This window comes from Adlercreutzia equolifaciens DSM 19450, assembly GCF_000478885.1.
In the GTDB taxonomy this organism is placed as follows: domain Bacteria; phylum Actinomycetota; class Coriobacteriia; order Coriobacteriales; family Eggerthellaceae; genus Adlercreutzia; species Adlercreutzia equolifaciens.
This window is the reverse complement of record NC_022567.1, coordinates 2,191,863-2,210,779: the sequence shown is the minus strand read 5'-3', so window position 1 is coordinate 2,210,779 and position 18,917 is coordinate 2,191,863. Positions and strand designations below refer to the sequence as shown.

The following is an 18,917-nucleotide window of genomic DNA, read 5'->3' as shown; positions in this document are numbered from 1 at the left end:
GTTACGGAGGGCGAGAAGGAGAGGAGGAATCGACATGAGTGAGACGCACGTGCATGGCATCGATGAGGCGAATATGGAGCGGCGGACGTTCCTGAAAGGATCGATGACGGCAGCGGCCCTTTTGGGTGCCGCGGGTATGTTCGGCTGTGCGCCGAATGCTGCTAAGCAGGAAGGGATGAAGCAGGAAGAGGCCGAGACTGCGGACATGCCCGATACGGGCGCCGTGGATCCGACGGCCGAGTACGAGTGCTGGTTGCCACCCCAAGGTGAGGTGGCGTTCGAGTCCGAGCCCGTGACTGACATCGCCCAGACGGAAGACTGGGATGTGGTTATCGTCGGCATGGGGGCGGCTGGTTCGGCCGCCGCAGCCTATGCGTCTGCAAACGGGCTTAAGACGCTGGTGGTGGAGAAGATGAGCGTCCCTGCTGCCAATCCCGGGGATATTTTCGTTATCAACTCGAAGGTTCAGGAGCAGCACCAGTTTCCCTGTCCGACCTTCAAGGACTTCATGGAGGCCCTCATGACCTCGAGTGCCTATCGGGCCAACGGGCCAAAGCTCGCGGCGCTCTATCATCACAGCGGAGAGGCGTTCGACTGGCTCTACGACAACGCGCTGGTGCCGGCGGGCATCGAGGCCGAGCCGACGTTCCCCGCCTTCCCCGGGATCATGATGGAGGGTTGGACGCGCTGCGTCAACGCCAACATCACGTGGGTTGGGGGACGCAACCAGCGGCAGGCTGACGTCCACAAATCCATTGCCGACCTCGCTTTGGCCCAAGGTGCAGAGATTCGCTTCGACACGCCTGCCGTGCAGCTTGTGCAAGACGGGAACGGCGCAGTGACCGGTGTTGTCGTGAAGGGGAGCGACGGCGCGTATACGCAGCTTAACGCGTCGAAGGGAGTCCTGTTGGCGACGGGCGGCTATGCGGCGAACATGGAGCGCATGAAGAAGTACATGCGCCCGCGCGATTACGCCACGATTGCCGCCGTGCAATTCGCCAACGTCGGTGTGACCGGCGACGGGCACGAGATGGGCCTTGCGGTAGGAGCCGCGGAAGACGACGCGCCCCATTCGGCCCTACTCAACAGCTACGGTATAGTCGATGCGCATATGATGGGCATCCCGGCCCTCTTCATTCCCTGGATTCGCGTGAACGAACAAGGTCGCCGTTTCGTGAACGAGGAGGTGCCCGTCAGCATGCTCGGTGGCGCCATTATCAACCAGACCCACGGACGTTGCTGGACGGTTCTCGATGCCAATTATCCCCAAGCGGCCGCACAGCTCAAAACGGCCTATCTGTCCAACGATCCAACTATCGCCGATGGGTCGGTGGCGGTGATCGGGCAGATGATCGAGGAGGGCGCTTTGATTCAGGCCGACACGGTGGAGGAGCTCGCGGAGAAGATGGGCGTCGACGCTGCGACTCTGAAGGAAACGTTCGAGCGCACCACGCGCGATGCAGCGAGCGGCGTCGACACGCTGTTCGAGAAGGAGTTCCTCTATCCGCTCGATACGCCGCCGTTCTACGCTATCCACGAGGGCTCGACGCTGCTCAGCACGTGTAGCGGCCTGCATACCGACGAGGTCGCCCGAGTTGTCACGCCCGAGGGAGATGTCATTCCCGGTCTCTACGCGATTGGCGAATGCGCCGGTGGTCTGTGGGCTGGCGGTATGTACACCCATCATGTCTATGGCGGTGATTGGGCTGCTGCCATCACCTTCGCCTATCTAGCTGTTCAGGATCTTCTAGCTGCTTAGTTTCGCTTTTCAGCTTCCCTCCCCCCCCCGTGGCGCGGCCTTCTGCCGCGCCACGATTGCTTTTGCGGACTAGTGCGAGAGTGGTGCCGCGATCGGTCCGGCTAAGCGGGTTAGAACGATTGAATCGTTCCGTATGACCCTCTGCGCTGCAGTTACTGCATGGTTGTAGGCCGTTGCATTGACGATTCAGGTTGCGAGGTGCTGCGCCAGCGATGGGCGATTCTCTCAAATATGGAGCGAGCGGGCTACCGTGTCGGTTTTGCTGTGGTCGTGTGGTCATGGTTTCGTCCTGGGCGTGGATGTCGTTGGAATAAGCGCTGCGATCTCGGCATTTATCTGGTACAATCTCGCCTTTCTGGAAGACGGGCGCCCCATGATGCGAGGATTGCCGAAAGTCGGCGGAGAGGTGGCGTCGGGTGTTGGACGGCTGTGTGGGGTAAAAGGCCACGTGCGACAGCCATGCGGGGCGCATGGGCGGAGCGTGAAGCGCGAGGCGGGAAGACGGAAAGCGAGGTGGGGCGATGATTGTTGAGGCCATGAAGGGCTATCGAGCGGCCGATCTGCCGAAGGACGCCGTCGCGGGCCTGGTTATCGCCGCGCTTTCCATCCCCATTGCTATGGGCTATGCGGAGGTGGTGGGGCTGCCGGCCATCTATGGCCTGTGGGCCTCCATCGTGGCGCCGCTCGCCTTCGGGCTGCTCACCGGCACGCGCCGCGTGGTCTTCGGCATGGATTCGGCCGCCGCCGCTATGACCGCCTCGATGCTCGCCGCTGCCGGCATCGTCGGCCAGGACGCCATCGCCGCCGCCATGCCCCTGCTCACGCTTCTCACGGCGCTGTTCCTTCTGCTGCTTGGCTGGGCGGGGGCAGGGCGACTCATCCGCCGCATGCCGCTGCCGGTCATGCACGGGTTCATATTCGGCATCGCGATCACGGTGGTCATCGGCCAGATCCCGCTGCTTCTGGGCACGACGGCCGACACCTCCGGCACCATTGTGTCGAAGGTCGCCGCCATTGCCTCGTGCCTGCCGGGCGCCTCGTGGGCCTGCGCGGTGGTGTCGGCCTTGTGCATCGCCGGCATGTACCTCCTGAAGCGCTTCTTCCCGAAAGTGCCCTCGGCCATCGTGGTGCTCGTCGCGGCCGCTCTGCTGTGCAACGGGCTTGCGGCGGCGGGGCTTCCCATCGTCTTTCTCCTGCAGGTGTCGGGCACGCTTCCCCATATCGCGACGGTGCTGCCCGAGGGTCTCGACATCGTGGCGCTGCTCCTGGCCGCCTTCGCCATCGCGGTGGTGGTGTCGCTGGAATCCCTGCTGTGCGTCGAGGCGTTCTCGGCGGGCGACGCCCCCGCGCCGTCCCCCGACGGCGAGATGCGCACCTTCGGTCTGGCCAACGCGTTCGTGGGCCTCATCGGCTGCCCGCCGTGCTCGGCCTCCATGTCGCGCACGGCCGCCGGCATCGCCTCGGGCTCCCTCTCCCAGATGGCGAGCGTGTTCTCGGCCCTCATCGTGGCCGTGGTCGCCTTCGCTGCCGGCTCGTTTATGGGCTTTCTGCCCCGCTGCGCTTTGTCGGCCATCGTCGTGGTGGCCCTGCTCGACATCGTCGACTTCGGGAAGATCACCACTTACGCCTTCAAAACGCGCCGTGAGTTCATGGTCTTTGCCGCCTCGGCGGCCCTCGTCGTTTTGCTCGGCGCCGTGGCGGGCATTCTGGGCGGCTTCATTTTGGCGCTCGCCCTGCGTGCCGGCCGCGAGAAGATCGACACCTCCGGCCCCGAGCTTCTGGGCGCGGTGCCCTACAAGCCCGACGACCTGCCGGCGAAGAAGGACATCGAGGTGGGCTACGCGCTCGGCACGGTGAAGCTCTCGGGCGACTTGTCCTTCATGAACATCGCGAAGGCCCAGGAGGAGATAGAGGCGGCCGCCGCCGGCAACGAGGCCCTCATCCTGAAGCTGTCGAAGCTCGACACCATCGACACGACCGCCGCCGACAAGCTGGACGAGACGCTGGATTCCCTCATGGCGCGCGGCGTGCACGTGAAGCTCGTGCGACCCATCAAGGAGACGAGCGACCACTATACCCGCTACGAGCTGCGCCGGCTCATGCAGGACTTCAAGTTCTACCCGTCGGTGCGCACGGCCATGCACTCGCTGGCCGAGGAGTATGCGGCCGGCATGGAGCCCCAACGCCCCGACACCTGGCTCGCCGATGCGCCGGCGCCGCGCCGGTTGCGGAAGGTGAAGGCTGAGATTTCCATCATTGATGGCGATCGCCCGGTGGTGGCCATCGCCGGCTTGCGCAACCACGCCGGCGACGTCGTGGACTCCGACGGCGCTCCCTTCCTGGAGGATATTCGCGGCAAGCTGTCGTTTCTGCAGTCCCGCCGCGCCTTCCAGTTCGCCGCCGACTATTTGGAAGGGGCCGCGCGCGGGCGGGCCGACGAGAACGGGCACTTCTTCTCGAAGCTGCTTTTGTGGGACGAGGTGACCGGCGAGGTGGTACTCGACTACCGCGGCGGCGCTATGCGAATCTGCCGCGACGAGGCGGTGGCCGTGGCCCTCATGGAGCCCATCGACCGCACCATCCGCGAGTTCGCCCTGGCGCAGTGAGCGTCACGCCTAAGCGGGCGGTGGGGATGCTTCCGGGAGTGCCGAGTGTGCGTTCCCGGGTGCGCGCCTCCGGCTACTCTTCCAGCTCTCGCTCCAGCTGGCGACGGCGGTCGATGGCGCTGTGGAAGGTGGCGGCAAACAGGCCGAAGGCCAAAAAGAACGCCAGAGTGAAGTAGACGACGCCGATGGCGATGTCGCCGCCCCAGGTCACGTTCTCGACGCCGACGATCTGCACTTCCGCGAGAATGCGCATGGCCGTCGTCGTGACGCCCAGGCCGAGGCCGCACAGAAGCGACACCAAGGCCACGTAGTCCCAGGGAATGCGATCCGCTTGGGCGATGCGCGTATGGGTGTCGAAGGTGCCGCTGCGCACCTGCAAGTACGTGGAGATGAGCCCCGAGGCGAGAATGATGATAAGTAGGGCCGTGTCCACGGGGAAGACGGACTGTCCCAAAGGTGTGAGCAGGGGATGGCCGGTCGTCTCGGCCACCTGGTTCAACATGATGCCGTAGTACAGGCACAGGGCCGAGCCGATGATGAGAATGGTGTAGCCCACGGCGGCGCAGCGGTTTGATTCCGCAGCCAGGCGCTCGTCTTTCGGGCCCATGAACTCGTTCCAGCGGTCGATGATTTTCATGACGGAGCCTCCTCGTTCCAAAGTTGTGCCGTTGCAGGGGGATAACTCCACGTCGAATGACAGTTGATTGTGCGGCGAAGTGACTTTGCGCTCGCCGGTCTTGCCAATGCGATGTGGTTTTGTTCCGGGCGCAAGCGCTGCCTACGAGGCGGCATCCTCGTCCCAAAACAGGTCGTTCAGGGTGACGCCCAGGGTTTTGCAGATGGCCGTGCAAAGCTTGAGGCTTGGGTTGTAGCGCCCCGCCTCGATAAGTCCGATCGTCTGCCGCGTGGCGCCCACGCGCTCGGCCAGGTCAGTCTGGGAAAGGCCGAGCCGCGTGCGGGCGTCCCTCATCCGCAGGTTTTTCTCTTCGTTCACGAAATGCCTTGCTCCTTTCTGCGCGCCCTCTACCAGGTTGCGCTTGGATGGCGCGTCTCTGGATCCGAGCGCCTTGACCATCCCGTCGGGATCGCTGACCATTCCGTCGGGATCGCTGGCTACCATGTTGCGCTTGAATGGGTGCTCTCTTGGATCCCTCTCGCGCTTCTTGGGTAATGCAAGATATATCTTCCATTTGCAAATTATATATTGCATTCCTGAGTTGTCAAGAGGTGAGGTGACCCTTGGAGACAAGAGAAGTGTTTTGCACAGGACAAAATTCCGAGTTGTTAGACATTTCCTGCGGCCGCGCGTCGGCCTCGGAGGGAGCTGCGTAAAAGACGACTGAAGAAATGCCTGATCGCGCTATATTCCGGGAAGGGGCGATCAGGCAAAGTCTTGCAATCGTTTGGGCGGAAGTCTAACAAGTCGAAATTCTTGCCCAGACAACCTCGGATGATTGTCGGGAGCGATCGATGGAGTGTCGCGGCTTCTCGCGAATAGGCACGATACAATAGCCCCATGAGCAAGAACGTGGCAACCGTGGAATCTGCGCTTGTTCCAGTGGGCTCTGCGGTTGTCCGATCAGGAAAGAGGCTGGCATGGAATTGGTGGCGAAACGTTTCAACGAATTGAGCCTGGACGAGTACCACGAGCTTTTGAAGCTGCGTTGCGCGGTGTTTCTCGTGGAGCAACAGAGTCCCTACCAGGAGGTGGACGATGCCGACAAGGAGGCCATCCACCTGTACTTCCGCAACGATGAGGGGGCGCTTGCCGCCTACGCGCGGGTGCTGCCGGCCGGCGTCACGCACCCGACGGCCTCCATCGGGCGCGTCATCGCCGTGGAGCGCGGGTGCGGCGCGGGGCGGCGCATCATGGAGGAGGCCATCCGCGTGGCCCAGGAGGAGCTGGACGCCGACGTCATCACCATCGAGGCCCAGGTGCAGGCACGCGGGTTCTACGAGAAGCTCGGCTTCGTGCAGACCTCCGACGAGTTCGACGACGGCGGCGTCATGCACATCGAGATGAGGCTCATGCGTTAGCGAAAGCCGCGCCCGGGCTGTCCCGCGCTCACTGCCACTCGCAGGCCGCGGCGCTCGCGCTCGGGCGCTAGCCTCGCGGCCGCACCGGATGCCGCAGAACCGTCTTCAGCTTCTCGGGCGCGGTGCGGCGCGGATCTGACAGATAGATCTCGTGGTGGTGGCGCCCCGCCTCCGTGTCCGACATATCGTTCTCGAGCCCCTGCTCGGCGATGAACGCGTCCAGCAGCGCCACCGTGGCCGGTTCGTCGTCGTAGGGGCCCAGGTGCATGATCTGGGCGCACAGGCCTTCTTCGATGGTCAGCAGCTCGGCGGCCGTTGTGTCCAGCCCCTTTTTGCGGGCCGCCTCCTCCTTCGCCCACGAGAACTCCTCGGGCGTCACGAAGTCGGGCAGGCGGATGGCGGCAATCCAGTGAAACGTCGCCTTATGCGCGAAGTCGACGCCTTCCACGCCCGGCTGCCACCAGAAGCCCTCCAACGGGGGCACCACGAAATCGTAGTAGCCGTCGATGCGGCGATCGCCCATCTTCGACATCTTGATAGTGTAGGCGATGGCGTACAGCACGCCGACAGCCTCCTTGTAGGCGCCGCCCTCCACGTTGGGATCGCCCTCGCCGCGCACGGCCACAAAGGTCATCGGCGGCACGCTCACCAGTTCCGGCGTGCGTTTCGGCAGGTAGAACTCCTTGTATTCCTTCTTGAAATCGAACGCCACGGAAGCTCCTTCCGATGTAAGGGTGCATTGGCGGATAGCGCTATGCTACCACAGGCTGCGGGTCGGATACTCGCCAAGGGCGTGCGGCTTCGGCGCGCCTCGCGTCTTCGCGCGCCGTTCGCGTCGACCTCCTCCGACGATCGAGGCGGCGGCCTAGGCGATCGCGTGGCGGCGTCCCTCCCATCGGCGCAATCGGCAACGGCCCCGTGCCAGCTTGCCGTTCGCAAAGCGTCTTCTGCCTCGCCTTTGCTACGGTGGAGCGAAACCTGAGGAGGGAGTTGCGAACATGCTGCAGAGCGAACTGGACGGCAAGCGCGTGGTGGTGGCCCTCGGCGGCAATGCCCTGGGGGATGCGCCGGGCGAGCAGCTGAAGCTGTTGGAGGGCGCATCGAAGAATCTCGCCCGCATGGTGAAAGAGGGCATCAACGTTGTGGTGACTCACGGCAACGGCCCGCAGGTCGGCATCATCGACGAGGCGTTCGAAGTGGCGTCGAAGGACAAGGACGCCCAGGTGCCGCCTATGCCGCTTTCCGATTGCAACGCCATGAGCCAGGGATACATCGGCGCTCAGCTCTCCTGCGCGCTGCGCAACGAGTTTCACCGGCAGGACATCATGCGCGAGGTGGCCAACGTGCCGACCCATGTGGTGGTCGACGCCGATGACCCCGCCTTCAAGGATTACGAGAAGCCCATCGGCGCCTTCATGACCGAATCCGAGGCCCGCGCCTTCGCGAAGGCCACGGGATACCAGGTGCGCGAGGACTCCGGCCGCGGCTGGCGGCGCGTGGTGCCGAGCCCCGTGCCCCAGGATATCGTGGAGCTGGAAACCGTCCGCGACCTTATGGAAGACGGCTGCGTGGTGATCGCGGCTGGGGGCGGCGGCATCCCCGTTACGGTGCGCGACGGGGTGCATACCGCCGTGGACGCCATTGTGGACAAGGACCTCACGAGTGCGATTCTCGCCTGGCGCGTGCGGGCCGACATCCTCGTCATTCTGACGGCGGTGGAGAAGGTCTACCTCGATTTCGGGAAGCCGACGCAGAAGGCCCTCGACGCCATGACCGTCTCCGAGGCCCGCGCCTATATGGAGCAGGGGCAGTTTGCGCCCGGCTCCATGCTGCCGAAGGTGCAGGCCTGCGTGAAGTTCGTCGAGGCGCACCCGGGCGGCCGCGCCGTCATCACCTCGCTCGACCACGCCGCCGCCGGCCTGCGCGGCGAAACCGGCACGCTTATCGTGGCTGACGAGAAGTAGCGGCTACTTCTCCGTCTTCCATACCTCGGCGTAGTCGGCCAGCATGGCCGAGAGGCGCTGGCCGATGGCGATGTAGTCGTCGGCGTTCAGGTTCGCCAGCGATACGCGCACCGACCATTCCGGGGCGTCGAAGCCGTGGCCGTCCATGAGCACGACGCCGGTGTCCTGGGCGAGTCGCACTACGATGTCCAGCGAGTCGTAGTTCTTCTTCAGCCACGTGAAGAAGTCGGCACCGTACAGGCGCGTGGCCCAGATTCCCAGGTCGATCACCGAGTAGTAGCCGGCGCGCTCGGGGTCGGGCTCCAGCGTCCAGCCGAGGCTCTTCCATAGAAGGCCTAGACGGTGCTGCACGAGCTGCTGCATCTTCGTGCGGTACACGTCGGCATCGTCCAGCAGGCAGTACAGCGCGAACAGCGACATCATCACCTGCTGGGGTGTGCCGAGCCCCGCCGTGCCGTTTAAGGCCACCAGTCGCGAGTCGGCCACCATGCGGTCGGTGAACTTCACCTTCTCGATATGGTCGGTGAGGCACGCATAACGGTTCGCGAGCGCCCGCTTCTTGTCGTCGGGCAGCTTCGCGATGAGGTCGTCGAACACGTTTTTCTGCGCCGTGGCAATGACGGCCAGCCGCCAGCCGGTGGCTCCGAAGTACTTCGAGAACGAGTACACGCAGGCGGTGTTGTAGGGCAGATCGTCCAGAAGCGACCGATAGTGGGGGACGAAGGTGCCGTAGACGTCGTCGCTGATGATGATGAGGTCGGGCCGCTCGTTCTTCACGAGGCTGACGAGCTTGGCCCGCGAGGCATCGTCCAAGGCCACCGACGGCGGGTTGGACGGGTTCACGAGACACAACAGCTTAATGGACGGGTCGCGTAGTTTCTCCAGCTCGCTGTCGGGGTACTGCCAAGTGTGCAGCCCATCCGCATCGATGGTGTTCGCCTGGATATAGGTGACGTCCAGATCGTAATCGTTCAGCGTGGGGATGTTTAGGTACGGCGTGAAGATGGGGGTCATAAGCGCGATGCGGTCGCCGGGCTTCACGAGGAAGTTGCACTTCAGGCTGTAGAACAGGTAGCACATGGCCGCCGTGCCGCCCTCGGTGGCGAACAGGTCGTAGGGGGTCGCGGGCGCGTGGCCGTCGTCCAGGGCCTTCACCAGGTAACGGTTGACGATCTCTTGGGTGTAGCGCAGGATGCGGTCGGGCATGGGGTACTCGTCTCCGACGATGCCGCCGGTCCACTCGTGCACGAGCTCGTCGCCGGCCAGGCCCTCGGCATCCAGGTAGTCCCAGGCGCGCTTGAGGAACTGCGCCGGCCTCTCGCGGTCGTGCTCGTCGAGGAAGGCGAGGAAGCGCGCGGCGGCCCCGTCGGCGGCGGGCATGCCGGCCAGGTCGTAGTCCGGCTCGTCCATGGTGCGGCGCGCTTCTTCCATGGCGAAACTTCCCAGCAGGAAGAAGGCCTCGCGGGGCAGCGTGGTTATCCAGTTCGGGTTGCCGCGCCCGGCGTTCAGCAGGGTGCGCGTGGTGCCCTCATCGCCCTTCTTGGCCATCTTCACCAGGAGGTTTTTCACCTCGAAGGGCGACATGGCCCCGAGGGATTCCTCGAAGGTGCGATCGTCGTTGGCCTTGATGCCGGCCTCGATGGCGGCGGGGGAGTCGGTGGCGGCGTCGGCGGCATTAGCGGTGGCAACCGGGCTGGCCGAGCCGCTGGCAGGAAAAGCGGTGCTGACGGTGCCGGCACCGTGGGAAGTCGAAGGGGTGGAAGTGCTCATGGGGCGTCCTTTCTCGCGTTGGCCCCATTGTGCCGCGCGCGAGCGCTGATGCCCCTCACGTGCCATCACCTGTAAGGAAAGTGAGAACCTCGAAGGTTCGTTTTGGCGCAGCTGTTTACCTTGCGCGAAGTCGCTCGTTCAGCCGCGTGCAGTCGGTTACTTCCACAGAAGCGAGGCGCTCTCGTCGCGCTCGAGGCACAAATCGCGCAGCTGCTCCAGCTCCTCCTTGTAGTCGGCGGGATCGTCCGACTCGTCGCGGTAGTCGAGCTCTTCCAGCACTTCCACCTGGAAGTTCTCCTCACCGTAGCGTCGCCAGAGCTCCAGCAGATGCCGGTTGGGGTGGTAGTCCGAGTTCAGCTTGAACGTCACGCCGTTGGTGTCGCCGGGGATGTTGCGCGATGCCAGAAGAAAGCTCTCTCCCGTGGGCACGCAGCGAAACGACAGCACGCCCATAGGCGGCCGACTGGTGCGATACGCTTCCTTCAGTTCGCGTTTGCGCTGGCTATCCATAGATGCTTCCTGTCTGTTGAAGTCTGGTGTCCGAAAGGGCGTGCGAATATGCGAGAATGCAGAGTAGCACAAGTGGCAGCAAGCAAGAGCAGCTTCACAAGGAGGATGCAGCGATGGGACTGATGGATTTTCTGAAACCGGCCGATATCAACGCCGGCGTGGAGGAGTTCCGCGCGACGCCCGGCGCGCGATTGGTCGACGTGCGCACGCCGGGGGAATACGCGGGCGGCCACATTCCCGGCGCGGTGAACGTGCCGCTGCAGCAGATCGGCGCCATCGCGAGCGAGGTGCCCGACAAGAGCACGCCGCTGTTCGTGTACTGCATGAGCGGGGCGCGCAGCCAGCAGGCGGTCGGCGCCCTCAAGCAGACGGGCTACACCGACGCGCGCAACATCGGCGGCATCGGCAGCTGGCGCGGGGACGTGGAGCGCTAGGGGGCGTCGGTCGTCTCACGGCCCCCACAGGAGAGGACCGCGACGGTTACAGCGAAGCTTCGAAGTTGGCCGCAACCTCGCCAGGCGAGTGCGTCTCAGCGAAAATAGGTGGTGCGAGAAAGGATGCCCCATGCGCCCCTACGAGGAACTTATCTTCGACATTCCGAACTACCCGAAGCCCGGGGTCGTGTTCAAAGACCTCACACCGGCCTTCGCCGACGCCGACGCCTTCGCCGCCATGGTAGACGATCTGGCGGCCCATTTCGCCGATCGCGGCATTACCAAGGTGGTGGGCGCCGAGGCCCGCGGGTTCATCGTGGGCGCGGCCGTGGCGCTGCGGCTGGGAGCCGGGTTCGTTCCCTGCCGCAAGCCGGGCAAGCTGCCGCGCACGGTGCTGCGCGAGTCCTATGCGCTGGAATACGGCACCGACGTGCTGGAAATTCACGCCGACGCGCTCACCTCCGACGATGTGGTGCTCATCGTGGACGATCTGGTGGCCACGGGCGGCACCACGACGGCCATGGTGCGACTCGTTCGCGCAAGCGGCGCGCGTCTGGCGGGCCTCGGCTTCGTCATGGAGCTCGCCTTTCTGAACCCCCGCGCTGCCATCGCCGCCGAGACCGACGCCGAGGTGTTCTCGCTGGTCGCCGTCGAGTAGCCGCCTCGGACGGTCGCGCTTCTTGGACTCTACCCTAAAAACAGCAGGTTGATCAGCAGGTTCAGCACAAACAGGCCGGCAATGATGAGGGCGAACAGCCCGATGCGGCGCGTATCGCCCACAGCGAGGCCCGTGCGCGGATCCTGCGGGTAGGCCACCGGGTTCTCCACGGTAAGGCCTCCGTAGATCTTCTTGAAGATGATGTAGGCCACCACGCCCGAGGCGAGGAACGCCACGGTGGCGAAGAAGCTCCCGACGGGGTTCAGGCACAGAGCGAACGTGGCGATGCTGAAAGCCAGCGCCGAGTACAGACGCACGCCCACCTTGCCGCCGCCGATAACGAACATGTCGGCAGGACGATCCTGTACGGGGTACATTCTCCGCAGCTTCAGGACGATGAAGCCGAGGAACATGTAGCGCGCCAAGATGAAGATGATATTCATCTCGATGATGGTGGTGAAATCGAACTGCGAGAAGATGAGCGATGAGATGGCAATGGTGAGCACGCCGATATAAGGGCTGCGACCCGCGCGATCGACTTTGCGGATGAAGCGAGGGAACAGATTGTCCTCCGAGAGCACCCAGAAGCTGCGCGACCCGCTTGCCAGATACGTGTTGTAAATTGTGCACTGGCTCATAATGGCGATAACGAGGAACAGCACGACGCCGGAGTGCCCGAGCACCGTCGAGAAGATCGTGCCGTAGCCCAGTACGTCGGACGAAAAGCCGCCGTCGATGCCCCATTGGGTCCAAGAGCCGGCCGGGTAAGCCGCAAGGCAGGCAAGGGTGGGCAGCACGTAAGACAAGGCAATGAGCGGCAGCGCGATGCGGAAGCCCTTCGCCACATTGCGGGACGAGTCCTCGTATTCGCCGGACATGGCGGCGATGCACTCGTAGCCGCAGTACATCCAGATGCCGATGGAAAGCGAGTCCACCAAGCAGCTCATGGGCGCTTCCGGCGTGGCGAAGATGGGGTCGAAGGGGTTGGTTTGCCAGTTGACGAGGCCGAACACGACGGCCATGCCGAACACGAGGATAATGAGCACCGAGAAAAACGAGCTGATGCGCTCAACTTCCACGAGTCCCACCAGGTTGATAACGGTGAAACTCGCCACGACGAGCAGCTTCACGCCGAAGGTGCCTGCATCGTCCAACGAGAGCAGCTGCGAGGTGTAGCCGCCGACCATGGCGATGTAGGCGCCCGATGAGATGTAGGTGTCCATAGAGGTCCACCAGCCGGCCTGAAAGCCCCAGAATTCCCCGAAGGTCTCCTTGGCCCAGGCGTAGATGCCGCCCTCGCGCGGCAGGATGGCGTTGGCTTCGGCCACAAGGCGGCTGATGGGGCGCGCCCAAACGAAGGGCAGCACGATGAGAATGATAAGGGTGAGGCCGGGACCTGCGGAGGGAATGATCTCCTCGATGCCGAAGGCACCGGCCGATACCAGGCAGAAGAGCATGAACGCAATGCCAAGAGCGCTGATCTTGCTCTTGCGGAGGTTGCCGATCGTCCCGTCAGGAGGAGTCGGCGGAAAAAAGTCTTCGCTGCCCGGAGGGAGCGCATCTTTGGCAGACAAGCTCAAACCACCCCAATCGTTGTATGAGAAATGCGACAAGGACGAAGTGTAGCCCATTGGGGGTGGATTAGCGAGGGGCATTTCGTGCATGCGCACAAACGGCTGCTTCGCGGCGATGGCGGCTATTTGCGCGAAGCGATCGGCGTCTTGGCGTTTCTGGGACAGCGCCGCAGTGCCGGCTCCAATTGCCCGAGAGTGGGCCAATTGGAGCCGGCGCGCGGGCAATTAGAGCAAGGTGCGCAAAAGCGCGATGCGTTCGCGAATGCGCGCGCCCTCGTCGGTGTCGGCCACGGTGCGCGGCGTGTCATAGGCGGCGAGCACCCGACGTTCCGCGCGAATGTCGGCGGTGCCCTCCACGGCTGCGGCACGGGAAGCGAGCGGCTCGTTGGCGTCGAGGAACAGCCCCTCGGCGTTCGAAACGAGCGTGAAGCCCGCCAGACCTGTCGTCTTCTGATAGGCCGCCGAGAAGCCCCCGTCGATGCACAGCACCCGTCCGTTCGCCTTCACGGGATCCTCGCCGTCTTTCACCTTCACCGGCACGTGCCCGCAGATGATGCGCGAGGTGGCCGGGTCCATGCCGAAGTCGCGGAAGATGCCGTCGACGACTGCTTCGTCATCGAGCAGCGAGTAGAACGGGTTCTTCACCTCTTTGCGGGCCGCTTTGTCGGCGATGAGGTACAGCTCGAAGGTCGCCATCTTGCTCTTGGCGAACAGGGGAGAGCCGGGGCCGAGCCACAGGTACCACAGCATGTCGAGCCCGCGCTTGCGCTCTGCCTCGTCGGTGGCCGAGAACGCCGCGCGCACCGAGGCGTCCACCATGTCGTAGAGGGCGCGGCCCCGGTAGGTCTCGCCGAACAGGGTCACTTCCAGAAGCGACCCGTCGGCGGCCAGGGGCACGCAGGCGTGCAGCATGAGGTTGCCGTTCTCTATCTTGTACAGGCTGCCCCGATCCAGGAAAAAGCGCATGTGGCGCTGCAGGCGCTCGCTGCCAGTGAACGCGGCGCACAGCTGCTCGATGACAGCGGCCTCGTCCTCGGTGAGGCGGTAGGGGTCGTCCCAATCGACCGTGGGGAAGGTCGTGTCCAGAAGCTCGTATTCGACGCCGTCCACCATGACCGTTCCGCGTTCGCGGTCGATCAGGTGCAGAAGGTTACGGTCGTCCAGGCCGAACGAGGGGTTCTCGGCGATGAGCGCCGCCTCTACCTTGAACTGGATGACGGCCATGGCCTTCTGGATCTTCTCGGTGAGGCGCGTCTCGGCCTCGGAAAGCCCGGGGTTGCCCTTCAGGGCGAAGGCGGTGCAGGGGTCGTTCGCGTAGGCGTCGGCGGCGAAGGTGGCCAAGGGGCGCAGGTTGATGCCGTAGGCGTCCTCCAGAATGGACAGGTTGCCGTAGCGGGCGCAGATGCGCACGACGTTGGCCACGCTGCCGGGGCTGCCGGCGGCGGCGCCCATCCACAGGATGTCGTGGTTGCCCCACTGCACATCGACGTTGGGGCAGGAAAGGAGCTCGTCCATGATGAGCTGGGGCGCCGGCCCGCGGTCGTACACGTCGCCGATGAGGTGGAGCTGGTCGACGACGAGGTGCTGGATGAGCGTGCCCAGGGTCTCCAGGAGGGCCGGGCCCTCGCCGGAGGCGACGAGACTTTCGATGATCGCCTCGCGATAGGGCTGCCGGGCCGGCGTGCTGCGCCCGGCGACGAGTTCCTCGGCGATGGCGAGGTCGTCAGGCAGAAGCGCGCGCACCTCGTCGATGGTGCGGTCGCCGGCGGCCCGACGGGCGATTTTGGCCAGGCGCGCGGCGGCTTCGTCAAGCCATGCGTCGGCATCTTCGACGTGCTCCAAGGCGTAGGCGCAATGTTCGGCCGGATAGCAGGCGAGTGCGAGCAGCGCGGCTTTCTCGTCGTCGTTCAGCGTGCTGCCGAAAACGTCCTCGACGAGCGCGCGCACCGCGCCTGATCCACCGCGCAGCACATGGGAGAAGGCGTTGTACTCGCCATGGATGTCCGAGGCGAACAGCTCGGTTGAGCGCGGCAGCGCAAGGCGCCCCTCCAGCTCCGCGATTTCCGCCGCCACGTCGGCTCGTGTCGGGTACAGCTCGGAAAGTGCCTCCGTGTACGCCTGCCCGCTTGCTTCCATAAACGCCTCCTTGCGCCCATGCCCCGTGTCAGTTGCATCGCCCTATTGTATCTGCTTGGGCGTGCCTGTGCAGCGCGGGCGCGCAAAATTGGCGCTTCGGAATGCGAGAGGGCGGGCGAGCCGCATTGCCCCCTAGTACTTCTCCCAAAGCTTCAGCTCCAGGTACGAGGCGGTCACGCAGGCGGCGAAGCCGACGATGATGAGGGCGAAGGCGACGTTGGCCGCTTTGGGGGAGAGCCGCGAGAAGCCCTCGCAGACGAGCGGGAAGATGACCCATACATATATCATGGCCGCCAGTCCGATGAAGAAGTCGTTCACGAGCCACGCCTGGCCGAACACGTTGCCCGGCAGTTGGGAGTTGTCCCAGAAGGGGTATTCGCCGGTCGTGGGGTCGGGCTGGTTGATGAGCCAGCCCATGACCAGCTCCAGCACCATGGCCGCGAGAATAGCAATAACGAGCGATTCCAGAAACGCGCCCCACAGCGTTTTGCGGTGCAGGATCAGCCGCTCTTTCAAAGGCTCGATGAGCAGCGTCATGAACACCGCGCCGAATCCGTAGACCCAGTAGGGGTGATACCACGGGTCGGTCCACACGGCGTAGTCGTCGGCCACGATGCCGAAAAGGCGATCCATGAGCCAGCAGTAGGGCATCTCGAGCCAATGCCCCAAAATGCAGCACAGGCAGAAGCACACGATGAGGGCGCGCCAGAAATCCCCGGTGCGCGGCGCGAAGTAGCCTATCTCGTCTTTCTCGGTCAGTTTATGTATCCTGAGAAACGCCATGGCTGCTTCTTCTCTTCGGCTCCTTCGACCCCTTCGGACGGTCGATAGCTCAAGGGTACTCCCTGAAACGCCCGCGCGACGCCGCGATCGGCTTCCATCGTTCAGCTTTTGACTCAACGTTGCTTGCCTGTTGCCGAACGCGCTTTCTGGAATTTGCTACACTGGGAACATCCGTGGAAGGGAGGATGTATGCGCGTTGTGTATCGGGAAGACCAGCAGCAGCGGGAGCACGAGGTGCTCTCCGAGGAGGCCGCCTTCGCCGACGGCACCGAGGGGCGCCGCTCCTCCAGCGCGCCGGACGCGCTGCGCACCGACTTCCAGCGCGACCGGGACAAGATTCTGCACTCGAAGTCGTTTCGGCGGCTTTCCCACAAGACCCAGGTGTTCCTCGCTTCCGAGGGCGACCACTTCCGCACGCGCCTCACCCATACGCTCGAGGTGGCGCAGATCGCCCGCACCATCACGCGGGCGCTCGGGCTGAACGAGGATTTGACTGAGGCCATCTCGCTTGGCCATGATTTGGGGCACACGCCCTTCGGCCACACTGGCGAGGCCGCTTTGGCTGAGTGCCTCGCGCGCCATAAGGGAGTCGCCCCCGGCACGCCCGAGGCCGCGGCGCTCTACCGCCACAACGAGCAGTCGGTGCGCGTGGTGGAGCGCATCGAGAACGGCGGCGCGGGCCTGAACCTCACCTTCGAGGTGCGCGACGGCATCCTGAACCACACGGGCGACTTGCAGGCCGAAACCTGCGAGGGGCGCATCGTGGGCACCGCCGATCGCATCGCGTACGTGAACCACGACATCGACGACGCCATTCGCGCGGGGATCCTGCGCGAGGCCGATCTGCCGGATACGACCCACCGGGTGCTCGGCGCCAACCACTCCGCTCGCATCGAGACGCTGGTCACCGATATGGTGCGCACCTCGGCGGAAACCGGGGACATCGCCATGAGCCCCGAGGTGTGGGACGCCATGATGGAGCTGCGCGCGTTTCTGTTCCAAAATGTGTACACGGCGCCTTCGGTCATGGCCGAGGTGGAGAAGGCGAAGCACTTGCTGGCGGATCTGTTCGACTACTACGCCGCGCACATCGACGAGGTGCCCGAGGATTACCGTGCCATCTCCGAGGGCGACGATCTGCGTGCCGTCACCGACTACATCGCCGGCATGACCGACCGCTACGCCACCGCCACCTACCAGCGCCTGTTCATCCCCCACGCCCTTTCGTATTAGCCCGTAGGGGCGACCTCGGCCAGAAGCACGATGACTTCGCTTTCGCGGTCCTGTTAGCCAGCTATTCCGTAGGGGGCGACCTCGGTCGCCCCTGTTTTGTTGCGCGCGGTTGTTCCGCTCGGGAGGGCTGACCAAGGTCAGCCCCTACGGAGGGGGTTCAAAACGCTGCGAAACATGCTAGGGAAGGCGGCGGCCCTTCTTCAGGTGGTACAGCTCGTAGGGGCGCGTGACGGCGCCGAGGCGGCAGGCGCGGAAGCACATGCCGCAGTGGCGGCAGAGCGCCTGGTCGATGACGGGCACGGTGGCGGCCGTCGTGAGCGCGCCGTGGGGGCACACCTTCTGGCAGGCCCCGCATCGACAGCACAGGCGACTGTCTATGACGTAGTAGGTCTGGCGCACCGTCTCTCCTTCGCTCCTCGTTGCGGCTGTCGTCGGCTGGCCCCGAATCGTGTTGACGCCATGTCGCAGGATGTCCCCCTTGGGCGCCGATGCCAGTGTAGCAGGTCGCACGCCTGGTTCTCTACGGGGCAACAACGCATGAAGGTTGATGCCGCCGCCTCGGCGGTGGTGCGCTATGCTTGTTCCGCGGCAGCGCCGAGAGGGCTGTCAAAAGGGTTGGAAAGGATGCAACGATGGAAAATCCCGTGGTCGCAGGTGTGCTCGTGGCGCTTGTTGTGCCATTTCTGGGAAACACGCTGGGCGCGGCGCTCGTGCTCTTCGCGCGCCATGGCATGTCCGAGCGCTTCACCAAGGCGCTCTTGGGTTTCGCCGCCGGCGTCATGATCGCCGCCAGCGTGTGGAGCCTCATCGTGCCGGCGCTCGAGGCGGCCGAGGGCGGTGCGGTGCCCTCGTGGCTGCCCGTGGGCGCGGGCTTTCTCGGCGGCATGTTCCTGCTTCTGGCCATCGACCACTTCACACCCCATCTGCACGTAGGATCCGATGAACCGGAGGGCCCGGCTTCCACGCTGAAGAAGCCCACGATGATGCTGGCGGCGCTGGCCATTCACAACCTGCCCGAGGGCATGGCCGTGGGCGTGGTGCTCGCGGGCTTTCTGGCGGGAGACCCCACCATCACCCTGGCCTCGGTGACGGCGCTTTCCGTCGGCATCGCCATTCAGAACGTGCCGGAAGGCGCCATCGTGTCGCTGCCCTTGGCCACTAACGGCCTCTCGCGGCCGCGCGCGTTTCTGGCGGGCACGCTGTGCGGCGCCGTGGAGCCACTGGGCGCGGCGATCATGGTGGCCATCACGGGGCTCGTGACCCCGCTTCTTCCCGTGGTTCTGGCCTTTGCCGCCGGCGCCATGATGTATGTGGTCACCGAGGAGCTCATTCCCCAAACGCAGCAAGGTCACCACACCAACATCGGCACCATCGGCGTCGCCTTCGGCTTCGTGCTCATGATGGTGCTCGATGTGGCGCTGGGGTAGAAAGGGGATGCGCGCCGCCGCACATC

General features: G+C 64.5%; 17 protein-coding genes. 8 read left to right on the top strand and 9 right to left on the bottom strand.

Going from position 1 to position 18,917, the window contains the following annotated elements; all coding sequences use genetic code 11:
• Positions 1 to 34 precede the first annotated feature (34 nt).
• A complete protein-coding gene (locus tag AEQU_RS08830) occupies positions 35 to 1,759 on the top strand; it encodes an FAD-dependent oxidoreductase (RefSeq protein WP_022740584.1) in 1,725 nt (574 codons plus the stop codon).
• Positions 1,760 to 2,280: 521 nt separating this feature from the next.
• The gene (locus tag AEQU_RS08825; protein ID WP_022740583.1) at positions 2,281 to 4,365 is read left to right on the top strand and encodes a SulP family inorganic anion transporter; all 2,085 of its coding nucleotides are present in this window, start codon (positions 2,281 to 2,283) and stop codon (positions 4,363 to 4,365) included.
• 73 nt (positions 4,366 to 4,438) lie between these two features.
• Here the strand turns inward: AEQU_RS08825 and AEQU_RS08820 are convergent, their stop codons facing one another.
• Both AEQU_RS08820 and AEQU_RS12760 read right to left on the bottom strand, forming a co-directional pair.
• Positions 4,439 to 5,002, bottom strand: coding sequence for a hypothetical protein (locus AEQU_RS08820; RefSeq protein WP_022740582.1), 564 nt, complete (start codon positions 5,000 to 5,002; stop codon positions 4,439 to 4,441).
• A gap of 141 nt (positions 5,003 to 5,143) precedes the next feature.
• Positions 5,144 to 5,359 carry a helix-turn-helix transcriptional regulator gene (locus AEQU_RS12760; protein WP_022740581.1) on the bottom strand — a complete coding sequence of 72 codons (216 nt, stop codon included), beginning with the start codon at positions 5,357 to 5,359 and terminating at the stop codon, positions 5,144 to 5,146.
• A gap of 602 nt (positions 5,360 to 5,961) precedes the next feature.
• Here AEQU_RS12760 and AEQU_RS08810 point away from each other — a divergent pair.
• Entirely contained in the window at positions 5,962 to 6,402 is a 441-nt protein-coding gene (locus AEQU_RS08810) for a GNAT family N-acetyltransferase (protein WP_022740580.1), read from the top strand.
• A 67-nt stretch (positions 6,403 to 6,469) separates the two neighbouring features.
• Here AEQU_RS08810 and AEQU_RS08805 read toward each other — a convergent pair whose 3' ends face one another.
• Positions 6,470 to 7,114 (bottom strand): GyrI-like domain-containing protein, encoded by a 645-nt coding sequence (locus AEQU_RS08805; protein ID WP_022740579.1) that lies wholly within the window; start codon positions 7,112 to 7,114, stop codon positions 6,470 to 6,472.
• Between the two features lie 286 nt (positions 7,115 to 7,400).
• Between AEQU_RS08805 and arcC the strand changes: the two genes are divergently transcribed.
• On the top strand, positions 7,401 to 8,366 hold the full coding sequence (arcC, locus tag AEQU_RS08800) for a carbamate kinase (protein ID WP_022740577.1): 966 nt from the start codon (positions 7,401 to 7,403) through the stop codon (positions 8,364 to 8,366).
• Between the two features lie 3 nt (positions 8,367 to 8,369).
• On the opposite strand, the gene AEQU_RS08795 is transcribed toward arcC, so the two are convergent.
• Both AEQU_RS08795 and AEQU_RS08790 read right to left on the bottom strand, forming a co-directional pair.
• A complete protein-coding gene (locus tag AEQU_RS08795; RefSeq protein ID WP_022740576.1) occupies positions 8,370 to 10,136 on the bottom strand; it encodes a bifunctional aspartate transaminase/aspartate 4-decarboxylase in 1,767 nt (588 codons plus the stop codon).
• A 156-nt stretch (positions 10,137 to 10,292) separates the two neighbouring features.
• The gene (locus tag AEQU_RS08790; RefSeq protein WP_041714664.1) at positions 10,293 to 10,646 is read right to left on the bottom strand and encodes a GIY-YIG nuclease family protein; all 354 of its coding nucleotides are present in this window, start codon (positions 10,644 to 10,646) and stop codon (positions 10,293 to 10,295) included.
• A 113-nt stretch (positions 10,647 to 10,759) separates the two neighbouring features.
• Between AEQU_RS08790 and AEQU_RS08785 the strand changes: the two genes are divergently transcribed.
• Together AEQU_RS08785 and AEQU_RS08780 are read left to right on the top strand one after the other, a co-directional pair.
• Positions 10,760 to 11,080, top strand: coding sequence for a rhodanese-like domain-containing protein (locus AEQU_RS08785; RefSeq protein WP_022740574.1), 321 nt, complete (start codon positions 10,760 to 10,762; stop codon positions 11,078 to 11,080).
• 130 nt (positions 11,081 to 11,210) lie between these two features.
• Positions 11,211 to 11,738 carry an adenine phosphoribosyltransferase gene (locus AEQU_RS08780; RefSeq protein WP_022740573.1) on the top strand — a complete coding sequence of 176 codons (528 nt, stop codon included), beginning with the start codon at positions 11,211 to 11,213 and terminating at the stop codon, positions 11,736 to 11,738.
• 29 nt (positions 11,739 to 11,767) lie between these two features.
• Here AEQU_RS08780 and AEQU_RS08775 read toward each other — a convergent pair whose 3' ends face one another.
• From AEQU_RS08775 to AEQU_RS08765, 3 genes are all read right to left on the bottom strand, one after another.
• The gene (locus AEQU_RS08775) at positions 11,768 to 13,195 is read right to left on the bottom strand and encodes an APC family permease (RefSeq protein WP_158318408.1); all 1,428 of its coding nucleotides are present in this window, start codon (positions 13,193 to 13,195) and stop codon (positions 11,768 to 11,770) included.
• A gap of 342 nt (positions 13,196 to 13,537) precedes the next feature.
• Positions 13,538 to 15,448: a fructose-bisphosphatase class III gene (locus AEQU_RS08770; protein WP_022740571.1), complete on the bottom strand. Its 1,911-nt coding sequence runs from the start codon at positions 15,446 to 15,448 to the stop codon at positions 13,538 to 13,540.
• Between the two features lie 132 nt (positions 15,449 to 15,580).
• Positions 15,581 to 16,231, bottom strand: coding sequence for a putative ABC transporter permease (locus tag AEQU_RS08765; RefSeq protein WP_022740570.1), 651 nt, complete (start codon positions 16,229 to 16,231; stop codon positions 15,581 to 15,583).
• Between the two features lie 189 nt (positions 16,232 to 16,420).
• On the opposite strand from AEQU_RS08765, the gene AEQU_RS08760 reads away from it, so the two are divergent.
• On the top strand, positions 16,421 to 17,464 hold the full coding sequence (locus AEQU_RS08760; RefSeq protein WP_022740569.1) for a deoxyguanosinetriphosphate triphosphohydrolase: 1,044 nt from the start codon (positions 16,421 to 16,423) through the stop codon (positions 17,462 to 17,464).
• Between the two features lie 177 nt (positions 17,465 to 17,641).
• Here AEQU_RS08760 and AEQU_RS12630 read toward each other — a convergent pair whose 3' ends face one another.
• Complete coding sequence (locus AEQU_RS12630; protein WP_022740568.1) at positions 17,642 to 17,863, bottom strand: 4Fe-4S binding protein; 222 nt, start codon at positions 17,861 to 17,863, stop codon at positions 17,642 to 17,644.
• A gap of 233 nt (positions 17,864 to 18,096) precedes the next feature.
• Between AEQU_RS12630 and AEQU_RS08750 the strand changes: the two genes are divergently transcribed.
• Complete coding sequence (locus AEQU_RS08750) at positions 18,097 to 18,891, top strand: ZIP family metal transporter (protein ID WP_022740567.1); 795 nt, start codon at positions 18,097 to 18,099, stop codon at positions 18,889 to 18,891.
• Positions 18,892 to 18,917: the final 26 nt, after the last annotated feature.